This window comes from Pseudoalteromonas sp. DL2-H2.2 (assembly GCF_021532535.1).
In the GTDB taxonomy this organism is placed as follows: domain Bacteria; phylum Pseudomonadota; class Gammaproteobacteria; order Enterobacterales; family Alteromonadaceae; genus Pseudoalteromonas; species Pseudoalteromonas rubra_A.
The window spans coordinates 102,288-116,597 of record NZ_JAKGBD010000015.1 but is presented as its reverse complement, the minus strand read 5'-3'; the positions used below and the strand labels follow the sequence as shown (position 1 = coordinate 116,597).

The 14,310-nt window shown below is 49.7% G+C and carries 11 protein-coding genes and 1 pseudogene; 7 read left to right on the top strand and 5 right to left on the bottom strand.

Going from position 1 to position 14,310, the window contains the following annotated elements:
* Positions 1-202 precede the first annotated feature (202 nt).
* The 3 genes from djlA to L1285_RS20245 are packed head-to-tail and all read right to left on the bottom strand — an operon-like array spanning position 203 to position 2,761.
* The gene (gene djlA, locus L1285_RS20255) at positions 203-1,069 is read right to left on the bottom strand and encodes a co-chaperone DjlA (protein ID WP_235414021.1); all 867 of its coding nucleotides are present in this window, start codon (positions 1,067-1,069) and stop codon (positions 203-205) included.
* Positions 1,059-1,736: an N-acetylmuramate alpha-1-phosphate uridylyltransferase MurU gene (gene murU / locus L1285_RS20250; RefSeq protein WP_235414020.1), complete on the bottom strand. Its 678-nt coding sequence runs from the start codon at positions 1,734-1,736 to the stop codon at positions 1,059-1,061. The genes djlA and murU overlap by 11 nt, the downstream gene beginning before the upstream one ends.
* Complete coding sequence (locus tag L1285_RS20245) at positions 1,733-2,761, bottom strand: aminoglycoside phosphotransferase family protein (protein WP_235414018.1); 1,029 nt, start codon at positions 2,759-2,761, stop codon at positions 1,733-1,735. Before L1285_RS20245 ends, murU begins: the two co-directional genes overlap by 4 nt.
* A gap of 97 nt (positions 2,762-2,858) precedes the next feature.
* Here L1285_RS20245 and lptD point away from each other — a divergent pair, with 97 nt between their 5' ends.
* The 7 genes from lptD (at position 2,859) to L1285_RS20210 (ending at position 11,550) form a co-directional block, all read left to right on the top strand.
* Positions 2,859-5,141, top strand: a complete 2,283-nt coding sequence (gene lptD / locus L1285_RS20240; protein ID WP_235414016.1) for an LPS assembly protein LptD — start codon at positions 2,859-2,861, stop codon at positions 5,139-5,141.
* A gap of 14 nt (positions 5,142-5,155) precedes the next feature.
* The gene (surA, locus tag L1285_RS20235) at positions 5,156-6,442 is read left to right on the top strand and encodes a peptidylprolyl isomerase SurA (RefSeq protein WP_046005683.1); all 1,287 of its coding nucleotides are present in this window, start codon (positions 5,156-5,158) and stop codon (positions 6,440-6,442) included.
* A 13-nt stretch (positions 6,443-6,455) separates the two neighbouring features.
* On the top strand, positions 6,456-7,448 hold the full coding sequence (pdxA, locus tag L1285_RS20230) for a 4-hydroxythreonine-4-phosphate dehydrogenase PdxA (protein ID WP_125779145.1): 993 nt from the start codon (positions 6,456-6,458) through the stop codon (positions 7,446-7,448).
* Positions 7,445-8,251 carry a 16S rRNA (adenine(1518)-N(6)/adenine(1519)-N(6))-dimethyltransferase RsmA gene (gene rsmA, locus L1285_RS20225; protein WP_235414014.1) on the top strand — a complete coding sequence of 269 codons (807 nt, stop codon included), beginning with the start codon at positions 7,445-7,447 and terminating at the stop codon, positions 8,249-8,251. The genes pdxA and rsmA overlap by 4 nt, the downstream gene beginning before the upstream one ends.
* A complete protein-coding gene (gene apaG, locus L1285_RS20220; protein WP_046005680.1) occupies positions 8,235-8,624 on the top strand; it encodes a Co2+/Mg2+ efflux protein ApaG in 390 nt (129 codons plus the stop codon). The genes rsmA and apaG overlap by 17 nt, the downstream gene beginning before the upstream one ends.
* On the top strand, positions 8,624-9,421 hold the full coding sequence (locus tag L1285_RS20215) for a symmetrical bis(5'-nucleosyl)-tetraphosphatase (RefSeq protein WP_235414012.1): 798 nt from the start codon (positions 8,624-8,626) through the stop codon (positions 9,419-9,421). Before apaG ends, L1285_RS20215 begins: the two co-directional genes overlap by 1 nt.
* Before the next feature lie 113 nt (positions 9,422-9,534).
* A complete protein-coding gene (locus tag L1285_RS20210) occupies positions 9,535-11,550 on the top strand; it encodes a methyl-accepting chemotaxis protein (protein WP_235414011.1) in 2,016 nt (671 codons plus the stop codon).
* Positions 11,551-11,616: 66 nt separating this feature from the next.
* On the opposite strand, the pseudogene L1285_RS20205 reads toward L1285_RS20210, so the two are convergent.
* Together L1285_RS20205 and L1285_RS20200 are read right to left on the bottom strand one after the other, a co-directional pair.
* Positions 11,617-12,726 (bottom strand): annotated as a pseudogene (locus L1285_RS20205) (GNAT family N-acetyltransferase/peptidase C39 family protein).
* A complete protein-coding gene (locus L1285_RS20200; protein WP_235414009.1) occupies positions 12,726-14,174 on the bottom strand; it encodes a RimK family protein in 1,449 nt (482 codons plus the stop codon). The pseudogene L1285_RS20205 and the gene L1285_RS20200 overlap by 1 nt, the downstream one beginning before the upstream one ends.
* Between the last annotated feature and the right edge of the window lie 136 nt (positions 14,175-14,310).

The window sequence follows — 14,310 nt, the reverse complement described above, 5'->3', positions numbered from 1 at the left end:
GGCAATACCACTTTGACTTTCTTCGCTCTACAACATATTTAGTTTTATCGTTTTTGCTTTAGAAGCTCATAGGCTGGCTGGCAATACCGCTTTGACTTTCTTCGCTCTACGACATATTTAGTTTTATCGTTTTTGCTTTAGAAGCTCATAGGCTGGCTGGCAATACCGCTTTGACTTTCTTCGCTCTACAACATATTTAGTTTTATCGTTTTTGCTTTAAGAGTTCATAGGCAGATTGAATGCTTTGACTTTTTCGTTTGGCAATTTCCATCATATGCTCGGGCAGGCCCTGAGAAACCAACTTGTCCGGGTGGTGCTGTGACATCAGCTTACGATAGGCACGTTTGATGTCCTTGTCGGATGCTCCATCGCTTAACCCCAGCACGGCCAGTGCCTGGCTGCGTGATATCGCGTTGTGCTCGGGCTCACGCGCAGAGCTGCGTTGCTGTCTTTGCTGATTGTGGCGCTGCTGAGATTGCTGCGACTGCCACTGAGCACGCTGCTGGCGAAAACGAAACTCCGCCTGATAGCGCTTAAGTAAAAAGCCAAACTGGGCCTGAGAAATGCCCAGATGCTTACTCACTTCGCGCAGCAAGGCTTGCTCCTGCTCGGAAACGTGGCCATCGGAGAAGGCCATCTGAATTTGAATTTCAAGGAACAGCTGCAGCAGATCGTAGCGCCTGGCAAACGCCTCTCTGACTTCACGTACCGCCTCCTTAATCGAAAAATCAGCCTCTTTTCCTGCTCTGAATGCATGTTGCGCTTCGCGCCGGTCGTCTCCTGCCAGTGCCATCTCATCCATAAACGCCGTTGCTGCGCGGATATGCACTTCGCTCACTCTGCCATTGGACTTAGCAATATGTCCCATCACGGAAAAGCAGCTGGAGAAAAACAGAGCCTGACGCTCGCTAAGGCCATCGCCATTCAAAAAGCCCTGAAACCCACCAACCTTATCAAAATCCTGTTTCAGGCTTTTGTCGAACAAGTGACCCAGATAAAACCCAAGAATTGCCCCCAGCCATTTGCCAAACAAAAAGCCAAAGGCGGTGCCCAGCAACTTACCCCACATCTGCCTGCTCCATTGTCTTGTTGATCTGAGCTAAACGCTCAGGCGTACCAATATCCTGCCATTGCCCTAAAAAGAGTTCTGTCGACACACAGCCCTGGGCCAGCCCCGCTTTAAGCATCGGCCCCAGCGCCACAAACTGTTCACTAACCTGATTAAAGAAGTCTTTGTGATACAAACCAATACCAGCAAAGGTATAGGCCTGTTCGTTATTACTCTGATGGGCCAGCGGAAAATCTCCGTGCGGATTATGTGGCGGGTTCTCCACAAGTACCAGATGTGCCTCGCCGGGAAGCAGATGCAAGCGGCACAGATCATGAACTGCATAATCGGTAAAAATGTCACCATTGATCACGATAAAGGTGTCGCCTTCATCACATAACAATGGCAATGCCCTGACTATGCCGCCCGCGGTTTCCAGCCCCCCTTCGGGCTCATCGCTATACTGGATGGACACCCCAAAGGCGCTGCCGTCGGCAAAATAGTCACGTATCTTGTCCCCCTGCCAGGCCAGGTTAATAACAATATCCGTCACGCCAGCATCCGCCAGCCGGCTCACGTGGTATGCCAGCAGGGGTTTTCCTGCCACCTCCAGCATGGGCTTTGGCATGGTGGCCGTCAGCGGCATCATACGCTTGCCCCGACCCGCGGCCAAGATCATTGCTTTCATTGTTGCTGTTCCAGTTTAGCCTTTACTAAGGGTATTATCTCGGATTGCAAACTGGTTGCAAGCCATTGAAATGCATCAAAACACTCTGCAGTGTCCTGAATGTATTGCAAAGTTGGCAGAATGTTCTTTAAGTAACCCGGTTTTCCATCACGCAAATATAAGCGCGCGAAGATCCCCGCAGCCTTAAGGTGGCGCTGCAACCCGGTCAAAGCCAGCTGTTGTTGATACTCGTCATAGTCACTCTGGGCCAGCAGCCCGGCCTCATTTAATACCTCGAAGCTGTAGCGCTGCAGGTGGTTAAATTGCGCCTCGGGCAGCCTGTGATAACAGTCTTTAAGTAGCGACACAACGTCGTAGGTGACCGGCCCCTGCACTGCATCCTGATAATCAATAACTACCCACTGCTGGTTGTGCCACATAATATTGCGACTGTGGAAATCCCGGTGCATTGTGACCTGCATTTGTGTCTGCATATTTGCCACCAGAGCCTGCTTCAGGTTAGCCCATTGCTGCTGCCAATGCTCGGTTATTTCAAACCCTAACCAATGAGTGAGTAACCACTCACCAAAAATATCCAATTCCATCTCAATGAAAGCCGCATCATAGGGCTTCATGTCGGGGCTGGCGGGTATTCGGGCAATGTCAGGCAGCATGTTAATCAGGGACTCATAGTCTTCCTGTGCCTGGTGCTGTGCACTGAGTCTGTCGGCCAAGTGCTGCGTACCAAGGTCTTCCAGTAATACAAATCCCAGCGCACAATCCGCAGCAAGGATCTGGGGGACCCTGACCTGACCTGCACTGAATACTTTGTTCAGCTCAACAAAGGCACTGACACTACCTGCCTCAGGGGCGACATCGAGCAAAATAAAGGTGTTTTCCCGGTGTGCAATGCGAAAGTAGCGACGAAAACTCGCGTCTCCGTCAAGGGCCGTGACCTGCTGTGGATCAGCATGAAAATGGTTGTGTAAAAAGGCCGCTCTGGCCTTTGCTCGGGACGCAACCTCAGGTGACAAGCTTGGGGTCATTTTTCTTACTATTTCCTATTCTTAACTACTGTAATTAACACGCTTTTCATTTATTATGTCTGGCTTGAAAATGAATTTCGGCAAACAAGGTTGATAAATGAGCAAAGCTTGGGGCCTTTTCGTGCTTCCCCTAATCAGTACAGCGACTTTTGCTAATTCGAACATTGATGGCCTTCAGTGTAAAGACTACTTTCAGCCTAAAAACTGGCAACCCATCGCTGACTTGCCCAAAGGCGCCATCGACATTCAGTCTGATAACGTAGAATTACAAGGCGTTGACAGCGCAGAATTCAGCGGAAATGTGGTGATCAGTTCCAGTGTGATGAGCTTGTCAGCCGAGGCTGCGCTGATTGACAAACAACAGGGGTTGCTCAATGCCACCGGTCCGCTGGTGTTTCAGGATGCCTATACTTTGGTCAACAGCACCGGCATGTTTGCCAATCTTAAAGATTACGAGTTCAGCCTGCTGGGTGCCGATTACTGGCTGACTCAGCAAAACGGCCATGGCAGCGCAGAAAAGTTACATGCGACCAGCAACCAGGTAGACCTGCTCAATTCCAGCTTTACCACCTGTCCGGGGGAAACCCCATTTTGGTCAATAGAGGCCAGCAATATCGTTATGAACCGGGATAGTGGCTGGGGAGAAACCCACAACACGGTCCTGAGAATACTCGATACGCCCGTTGTTTATGTGCCCTATTTTACATTCCCCATTGATGATCGCCGTAAATCGGGTGTACTGACGCCGACTATCAGCAGTTCCAGCCGCCGTGGTTTGGGGATTGCGGTTCCTTATTACTTAAACCTGGCTCCCAACTATGACGCGACCATCACACCGCGCTATATGTCTAAAAAAGGCACTCAGCTGATTTCTGAGTTCCGTTATCTGACCCAACAACATCAAGGTCAGCTTGCCATTGAATTTTTAGAACAAGACGACTCAGCCAAACAGCTGGACGAGCGCTACCTGGTCAACTGGACACAAAACAGCTATTTTGATGAAAACTGGCGTGCCAGCGTCGATATCACCAATGTCAGTGACGACGCCTATATCTCAGATCTGGATTCCCAGTACGCCAATGAAACAGACACCCAGCTTTATCGTACCGGACAACTCAGTTACCTTGGCGATGACTGGGCTGTTGATTTGAAAGTACAGAACTTTGAAGTCCTGGGTAACCACACGGAATCCTATGCCGTTTTGCCTCAGCTGACCGTTAACCATGTTACCCATAATTATCAGGGCTTTAACTGGGGGCTGACAGGACAAATAAGTCGCTTTACCAATGATGAGCTAACGGTGACAGACGCAACCCGAGTGCACTTTGAGCCCAGTGTGTCTTATGATCACAATGCCCATGCCTGGTCTTTTGCTTCCAACCTGAGCCTGATGCATACCTATTATGAGCAGGACGGAGACGAGGCATTCGCGCAATCCCAGTATAAAAAATCTGTGTCGCGCACGCTCCCTAAATTACGTTTACACGGTCAGCTAAATCTCGAACGCCCGACCAATTTTATTTTAGAGCAAGGCACGCAAACATTGGAGCCACAGATCCAATACTTATACACCCCGAAAAAGGACCAATCTGGTATTGCCTTGTATGACACCATTAAAATGCAGGATGACTTTTTTGGCCTGTTTCGCGAGCAGCGTTTCTCGGGCGTCGACTTTATTGCACAGGCTAACCAATTCACTTTGGGTGCAACCACCCGTTTGTTCGACAATAGTAATATCGAGCGCTTTAACTTCAGCATGGGACAGATCCTATATTTAAGTGACTCCGCCAAGCCCACAGCGCAATCTCTGGAAAGTAACCCGCTCGACCAGACCAACCAAGAGTTTGGTAGTAAAAATTACAACGCCCTGTTTGCAGCCGAAAGTATGCTGCACTGGCATCGCCGCTGGTACTTCTCTGCCGGTTTGCAGTATGATGCCGATGAGAAAGAGCTGATCCAGTCCCATATGACGCTCGACTACCGGGGCAGCAATAAAAAACTCGTTCAATTGAACCATCACTACGCCAGTGATGTCTCAGGATACGAAATTGATCAAATCGGTCTGTTCAGTAGTTTACCCATAGATGAAAACTGGCAGCTGGTTGCCAGCTATCATCGCGACCTGACGGCAAGCCGCAGCGTTGAAGTGTTTGCCGGTTTGCAGTACGAATCGTGCTGTTGGGCAGTACGCATAACTGGTAAACGTCAAATACAAACGGATCTCAACCAAACGATCTCACGTGATGACGCCATTTTTGACACAAGCTTTGGTATCAATTTTGTGTTAAAAGGGTTAGGCAGCAAATCAAGATATGATGCTAGCCAGTTACTACGTTCGGGTATCTTTGGTTACCGCAGACCGTTCTTTTTAAATAATTAACAACAAAGACTCTTATGAATTTAAAAAAGCTGTTATTAGTTCCAATTTTAAGTATGACGCTGGCACACCCCGTTTGGGCTGAGCGTGTCCAGCTGGATAAAGTAGTCGCAACGGTTAACGACGGTGTGGTACTCAAAAGTGAAGTGGATAAGATCCTGAACCGCGTTAAAAAGCAAGCGGAGCAACAAAACACTGAGCTGCCGTCAGACAAAGTACTGCGTATTCAGGCCATCGAAAAGCTCGTTGATCAGGTGCTAATGGAGCAGCTGGCTGCACGGATGGGCATGGAAATTTCCGACGCGCAGCTTGATCAGACACTGGCCAACATGGCTAAAGATCAGGGCGGCACCATTGCTGACTTACGTCAGTCTATTGAAGCCTCAGGTGAGAGTTTCCAGGCTTATAGGGAAGAAATTCGTACTGAGATCATGATATCTCAGGTGCAACGCGGCGCTGTTGATCGCCGTATCTATATCAGCCCGCAGGAAATTGCTAACTTACAACAAATTTTAGAACAACAAACAGGCCAGTCAGAAGAATATGACATCGGCCACATCCTGGTCAAAGTAGAAAGTAAAGCGAACCCGGAAGATGTTCAGAATGCCCGTGAGCGTGCGGAAAAAGTCATTGAGTTCCTCAATGAAGGCAAAGAGTTTAAGCGTATCGCTATCGCCTCTTCCAGTGGTGCAAAAGCGCTGGACGGTGGTCAGCTTGGCTGGATGAGTATCAATGAAATGCCTACTTTGTTTGCTGAGGCCGTCAAAGGCAAAAAGAAGGACGATATTATAGGTCCATTGCGCTCAGGTGCCGGTTTCCACATTCTAAAAGTGCAGGATATTCGTGGTCGTCAGGTTGTCGAGCGAGTTGAAATGCGCTCTCGCCATATTCTGATCAAACCGTCTATCATCCTCAGTGAAGAGAAAGCGCGGGATATGTTAGCGGGCTTTGTAGAAGACCTGCGTGCCGGTAAAGCCGACTTTGCAGAATTGGCTAAAGAGCACTCGGAAGATCCCGGCTCGGCGCTTAAAGGCGGTGAGTACGACTGGACAGATCCAACCACCTATGTGCCTGCGTTTCGCGATACGTTAATGTCGCTCGAGCAAAATGAGATCAGTGAGCCGTTCAGAAGTACTTTTGGCTGGCACATCGTGCAGTTGCTCGATAAACGCGTTGCTGATAAAACAGAACAAGCAAAAGCAAACCGTGCCCACCAACTTCTGTTTCGCCGTAAATTTAAGGAAGAGAGCTTTAAGTGGATGCGTGAAATACGCGAGCAAGCACACGTAGAAGTAATCGACTAATAGAAGAACTAAGATGAGTTTAAGAATCGCAATCACCCCCGGAGAACCGGCAGGGATAGGGCCTGATTTGGTCATCAAGCTGGCGCAACACGACTGGCCAGCACAGTTGGTCGCCGTTGTTGATAAAGACATCATGCTACAGCGTGCCCGGGAGCTTGATACGACCATTGAGCTCATCCCGTTCGATCCCTCAGCGCCTGCTGAGGCTGCGCCACCTGGCAGCATTTATTACCTCCAGGTAGACAGAGGCTGTGACGTTATCGCCGGAGAGCTGGACGAGCGCAATGGCCAGTATGTACTGGATACTTTACGTATTGCCTCAGAAAAGAATATGGACGGTACGTTTGATGCGGTGGTGACCGGGCCTGTTCACAAAGGCATTATCAACCGCGCCGGTATTTCGTTCAGTGGTCATACTGAGTATTTTGCTCAACAGTCCAACACGCCTGATGTGGTGATGATGCTGGCCACCGAAGGACTGCGCGTGGCGCTTGTCACCACGCATATTCCGCTGGCTTATGTGTCAAAAGCCATTACCCATGAGCGCCTGACTAAGGTTGCGCATATTCTTTACCAGGACTTGCAAACCAAGTTTGGTATTGAACAGCCAAATGTGCTGGTCTGTGGCCTGAACCCCCATGCGGGCGAAGGTGGCCATCTGGGCAATGAAGAAATCGACACCATAGAGCCGGTGTTAGCCGAGCTCAATGCACAGGGTATGCACTTTGTCGGTCCACTGCCCGCAGATACCCTGTTTCAGGCGAAATATCTCGAAAATACCGATGCCGTATTGGCAATGTATCACGATCAGGGCTTACCTGTGTTAAAATACAAAGGATTTGGCAATTCGGTTAATATTACCCTCGGATTGCCCTTTATCCGCACTTCTGTTGACCATGGCACGGCACTTGATCTCGCCGCCAGTGGCAACGCCGAAGTCGGTAGTTTCGAATTAGCGATCCGCGAAGCAATTAAGCTCGCCACCGAGAAAACACAGAGTTCATGACAGATAAAGTACACTTGGGCCACCGAGCCCGTAAACGCTTCGGCCAAAACTTCCTTAACGACAGCAATATCATCGATAAGATTGTCACGGCCATCGATCCTAAGCCCACAGACAACCTGGTAGAGATTGGCCCAGGTTTAGGTGCCATCACAGAGCCCGTGGTAGAACTCAGTGACCAGCTAACTGTTGTAGAACTGGACCGTGACCTGGCCGAGCGCCTGATCCACCACCCCTTTTTAGGGCCTAAACTGACGGTGCATCAGGGCGATGCCATGAAATTTGATTTTTCTTCGCTGCTTAAAGGCGACGCAAAGCTGAAGATTTTTGGTAACCTGCCTTATAACGTTTCTACCCCACTGCTGTTTCATTTGTTTGAATTTGCAGATCAGGTCGAACACATGCATTTCATGCTGCAAAAAGAAGTGGTCAATCGCATGGTCGCAGGGCCTGGCACTAAGGCATATGGGCGGTTGAGTGTGATGACACAATACTACTGTCATGCCATCCCGGTGATCCAGGTACCACCAACGTGCTTTAAGCCAGCGCCAAAAGTTGATTCAGCGGTTGTCAGACTGATCCCCAAAGATGCACAACAACGTAGTGCTAAGAGCACCAAAGTACTCAATACCGTCTGTCTTGAAGCCTTCAATCAAAGACGTAAGACACTGCGCAACAGTTTGTCGAACCTGATGACAGCTGAGCAATTGAGTGACCTCGGAATTGACCCGGGTTTACGTGCCGAGAATATTTCCCTTTCGCAATTTATTGAGATAGCAAACTGGATCTATGACAACAAAGAGTGAGATCGGCTCACCGATCAAAGTATCTGTAGAGACCTTCTATGTTGAAGGTCAATCTCAACCAGACAAAGACAAATACGTCTTTGCCTACACCATTACCATTAAAAATCACAGCTTGTGCAATGCCAAACTGGAAAGCCGATATTGGCTTATCACCGATGCCAACGGCAAAGAAACCGAGGTAGAAGGCGACGGCGTAGTGGGCGAACAACCGACTATTCGTCCGGGCGAAAGCTACCAGTACACCAGCGGTGCCGTATTAGATACGCCTGTCGGTACTATGGAAGGCTACTACGTAATGCGCAACGAGTTTGGCACTGAGTTTCGCGCCCCCATTCAGGTATTCAGACTGAGCCGTCCGGATATCCTGCACTAATGGCCAATTATGTGGTGGGCGATCTCCAAGGCTGCTTTGCTCCCTTAAAGCAGCTATTGCAGGAAGCTGCTTTTAATCCAGCCCGAGATCACCTTTATCTGGTTGGCGATATTGTTGCCCGGGGTCCCGACTCGCTCGGCTGCCTTGATTTTGTATTTCGCCATCAGGACTGTGTCACCATTACGCTGGGTAACCACGATTTACACCTGATCTGCAACGTGTTGCAAGGCAAAACCCCCAATCCCAAAGATAACCTCGACGCCCTGTATCAACACAGTAAATTGCCAGATTACCTGCGCTTTTTGCGCGCTCAGCCACTGTGCGTGTATCTTGAAAAATATCACGCCTTTATTTCTCATGCTGGCATTCACCCACAATGGCAGATTGACCAAGCGCTGAGCCTGGGCCACTGGGCCCAGCAAAAATATATGGGCGAAGAAGCCAAGCCGTTTTTGAGTGCCATGTATGGCAAAGAACCTCGATTGCTGCTCGACGAAGATGAGCAAAGCCGCTTCACCACCATCGTCAATGTGTTTACCCGAATGCGCTTTCTGACGCCTCAATGGCATCTGGATTTTGACAATAAGGGCACGCTGGATGATGCAGGCGAATTGCGCCCCTGGTTTACCCATCCGCGCTTTCAGGATGACCCTAACCGTTACCTTTTTGGGCACTGGGCTGCTTTACAAGGGATCACAAAAGTTCCCAATGTCACTGCTTTAGATACAGGTTGTGTATGGGGCGGGCCCATGACCTTGCTTGATTTAGACTCAAACGAGCAAATTTCGAGCAATTAACTGTTTCTCAGCCGATTTTACTGAATTTTGAATTCACATCTGCTATAAAATACTTAACTATCGCGCAATAAATCCGATAAGCACACATTCAGCTTTAATTTGATGGTACCCGTATGAATTTGACTGTAAGCCAACGTATCTGGGGTGGTTTTATTATAATCACTCTGCTCCTGTTGATGATCGGAGGAAACTCGCTGCTAAGGATCGCCAATATTGATAATTCCACAAGACTGGTTAATTCGCTCTCATTGCCCGCTCTGGACAGCAGTGCTGCCTTACAGATTGAATTTACTCAAATGAGTAAACTGGCTCAGGGCAGTTACTTTACCCAGTCACCCGATGAGCTTAATTCACTCAAGGCTAAATTTAACGAACGCCAGCAAGCGTTCAATAAAACCTTTTCTGAGTTGGGCGTTGTGGTTGACCAGGACCCAGGGCTGGCACAAAGTAAACGCCAGGTCGAGGCCAGCTTTAAGCAATTTTCTACTTCAGTGCAGGACTTGCTCAGCAACAAAGCCCGCGAACTGATGCTGGTAAAAACCCTTAAACAGCAACTTGAAGATACCGAAATGGCGGCCGAAGATGCCACCACAGTGGTGCTCGACATTCTGGATTTAGATGGCTTGCAGGACACGGATGGCCGCGCTTATCAGGCCGCCACCAAGCTGGAAAACCTGTTCAGCTCTGCGGTGACCACCAGCACAGATATGATGACCATCAAAGAGCGTAATACGCTGGATATTGTCACAAAAGAACAGGCCTATGTGCTCGAAGAACTGGAACGCAATATGGCGTTAATGACAACCACGGTCACGCAACTCGACAGCACCCTGGCAGACGACTTGCAGCAATATTATGATGACCTGCTTACCCAGTTAAAAGGAATTGATGGCATTGCCGGCAATGTTGGTCAGCTGATCGCGGCAAGACAAAAAACCCGCACTGAGCTGGACGCTGCAGAGACCACCACCAATGCGGCACTCAAACAACTTGGCGAGCTGGTTGCGCAATCTAAACAACTGGCGTTTGATATTCAGGACGAAGTACGAGCAGATGTAACCTCAGCTAATATGTGGACCTGGGTCGGCATGATAGTGGCAGCTCTGTTAGCCATTGTGATTGCGTATTTGACCGTCAGCCGCATTACTAAACCTCTGGCTGAAGTAAACCGGGTACTAAATATCGTAGCGCGCGGCGACATGACGCAAACCCTGGATGACTCGGCAAAAGATGAATTTGGCGAACTGGCACGCAGCTGTAATAGCCTCATCGCCAGCCTGCGTGAACTAATCACAGGTATCGTGTCACGCTCCACTCAGCTGGCAGCAGCCTCTGAAGAGACTTCGGCTATCACTATAGAGTCGAGCCAGGCGATTAAGAGCCAGCAGTCTCAGGTTGAACAAGCAGCGACGGCTACCACAGAAATGAGCAGCACAGCGCATGGCGTTAGTAACAGTGCGCACCAGGCATTGCAGGAGATCAAAAACGCCGATAAAGAAGCTGAGCGAGTCAAAGGCATTTCTCAGGACAACAAACACACCATTGAGCAACTGGCTCACGAGGTGGAGGCTGTGTCTCAGGTGATCAACAAACTGCATCAGGACAGCTCAGCCATTGGCGGGATCCTGGATGTTATTCGCGGCATTGCAGAGCAAACTAACCTGCTGGCACTGAATGCAGCCATTGAGGCGGCCCGTGCGGGCGAACAAGGTCGTGGCTTTGCGGTGGTTGCTGATGAAGTTCGCTCGCTTGCCAGCAAGACGCAAGAGTCAACTCAGGAGATCCAGGCCATGATCGAGTCGCTGCAAAGCGGCGCCGAAGAAGCCGTCAGTGCGATGTCGAAAGGCCAGCAACAGGCTGAATCATGTGTTCACCAAAGTGATGTTGCGAATGAAGCGCTTAACTCAATCACAGATGCGGTGTCGCGTGCACACGACGTCAGTGAGGAAATTGCCAATGCCGCCAACGAGCAGCAGCAGGTTTCTCAGGAGATCAGTGAACGCCTGGAGTCCATTGTGACCATCGCCGAACAAACGGCTGAGGGCGCAAACCAGACGTCTATCTCAAGCTCTGAAGTGGCCAAGCTGGCCGAAGAGCTGAGGCAGTCGGTTGATCAGTTCAGAGTCTGATCTCAGTCGATACTCAATGTAAAAGGGCCGCTCAATGAGCGGCCCTTTTCTTTACGCTGTATCTGGTCAGAAAGACTCATGCACCACCACCAGGGCACTCAGTTTGCTCGCGCCAAAGGTGGCCATTTTTTCAAAGTCCGCGCGGGCAATCGGCACCTGCTGGCAATCGATTGCTTTCTGATCCTCTTCCACATCCGGATCATTGACATATAAGCACAGAGCATCAATGCCGGTGATTAACACCCAGTGTGGTGCCTTTTTGCCGTTTAACCGGTATATACTGATCAAGGCCAACACCGAACTGCCCTCAGACAACCACTGCTCTACCTGTTCAAGTTTAAGGCTGGTGCACTGAATTGGGATATCCCGATATTCGCACTCTTGCTTAAACTGCTCGTGTACCAGCGTCATCACCTATTTTTTCTGCTCGTTACGCACCCCATCAATAAACAAGGGCTGCACCGTGTTGACCACCACTTCTGTGGCAAATCCGCGCCTTTCTGCGGCCAGTGCCAGGCCAAAGGGATGACAACCCCCATGCCCCGAAGTCATAAAAATGGTCGTAGCTTCACGCCAGATCTCCAGCTCCAGGCTTTGATCCCCCATGCAACCAGGATCTATGCTGGCCATCGCCATCATCAAAGACGCCGGCCCGCAGGTGAACTCTGTCGTCTGTTGATACCAGGGCGCAACCTGCAAAGTCACCTGTTCAGTGCGCTTGCGAATGCACTTTTGCATTCTCAGTGCATCATCGTGATCGTCGTAGTAGTTATGATATTCGCCAAACACCCTGTAACCCAGTTTCTTGTACAGGGCGATCGCTGCTGTGTTGCGCCTGGCCACTTCCAGCCGCATATACAGCCAGCCCAATTGAGCCGCCTGGGACTCAAGTTCAGCCATTAGCTGCATGGCAATGCCCTTACCTTGGTGCTCCTGCGATACCGCCAGTGAGTACAAGCGTGCCAGTCGTGTTCCCTGATGCAACCACAGCAGCCCATAGCCCACCAGCTCACCTGCCAGCCGGGCCGTCAGCAACAGACTGTGCTCAAACCCGATATGATGCTTAAACTGGCGGCGACTAAGCCTGTCGCTGCTAAAGCAGCGTGCTTCCAGCTCAACCAGTTCGGCTAAATCCGCTGGCTGGGCTTTTTCAACCACCATACAGGCCTGCAACATTACTTTTTACCTCTCGCTTCAAGACGGCGCAAAAATTCAGACATGATCTGCATATACAGCTCATCGCCCAGGTACTTGTCTTCGACACCCTGATCAATGCTGGGGTTATCGTTCACTTCCAGCACATAGGCCTTGCCTTCATGCTCTTTAATGTCGATGCCATACAAGCCATTACCTACCACGGCCGCCGCTTTCAGTGCGGCGCCCAGCACAGCCTTAGGGACTTCAAAGGTAGGTAACGTATCAAACCCACCCGAAAAGTTACGTTTTGAGCTGTGGTTATAGATCTGCCAGTGATTACGTGCCATATGATAGCGGCACGCGTAAATGGCGCGTCCGTTCAGTACCCCAATGCGCCAGTCATAATCGGTGTACAAATACGCTTGGGCCAACACAATGGCCGACTCGCCCAATAAGAGATTCAACCGAAATTGCAGCTCTTCTTTGGTTTTTACCTTGTACACGCCCTTAGAAAACGCACTTTCTGGCATTTTTAACACCATAGGCAGTGATAACTGTTCAACCAACTCGTCTATTACCGCTTCCGAGCACTGGCTGACAAAGCGGGTTTCCAGTGAAGGCACTTTTTTATAGTGAAACGCATCGTGCAAAAATACTTTATTGCAGCAGCGTAAAATAGAGCTGGGGTCGTCAATCACCACTAAGTCTTTTTGCTCTGCTCCCTGGGCAAGGCGATAAGTATGATGGTCAATGGCTGTGGTCTCACGGATAAACAAACCGTCAAACTGACTTAAGTTATACAGCTCAGCCGCCTCAACCAGATGGACTTTAATACCCAGCTTGGCCCCGGCTTTCACAAACCGACTCACGGCGTTTTTGTTACTCGGCGGCAACTGCTCCTGATGATCAACCAGCATAGCCAGATCCCAGCGATGCTTTTTGCTGCTTTTGCGCTTTTTCCACTGCATTGCATGGACCCGGCTGAGTACCTGCGTACAAAATGCCAGTTCGTCCTGTTCGATTGCTGAGAAATCGCTGCGCAATACTTGCACCTGTAACCCGTTGCCCTGAGACTGAGCATGCACAATCAGCAAGGGCGCCTGAAACTGCGCAAACAAATGCGCAGCCAGCTTGGTATATTCAGTCTGTTGCGTTTCACCCATGCAAATCAGCAATGACAAGGGCTCTGACACCGCAATCCCCTGCTGCGTGCACCAGGCCTGAGACAAATACACAGTGCAGCCCTCATCACCCAGCTCATTGATCACTTTAACACTCGGCAGCGCCTGATGATTACGCGCCTCTGCCAGCAAGGAGCAATAGTAGCCCTGGCTGAGGTATCGACGGCAGTCACACAGGTTAATAACCCTTAGCTTAGATTCACCGAGTTTGGGGTACTCTTGCAGGTAGGTTTCGAAAGTCACCACATTGTCATTCAGTGGCAAGATATCTGCATTTTGATCAACAACAAATAGCGTAGACAACATTTTAGTCCTTAGTATGACCCGGCCTGTTATGCTTTTAAGCTTAGTAAGCCAGGCCACTTCTTATCATGGTTTTGCAACCGGTATAACGCTATTTGTATGTAAAAAGCTAACTCATAGCAAACGATCAATTTTGATG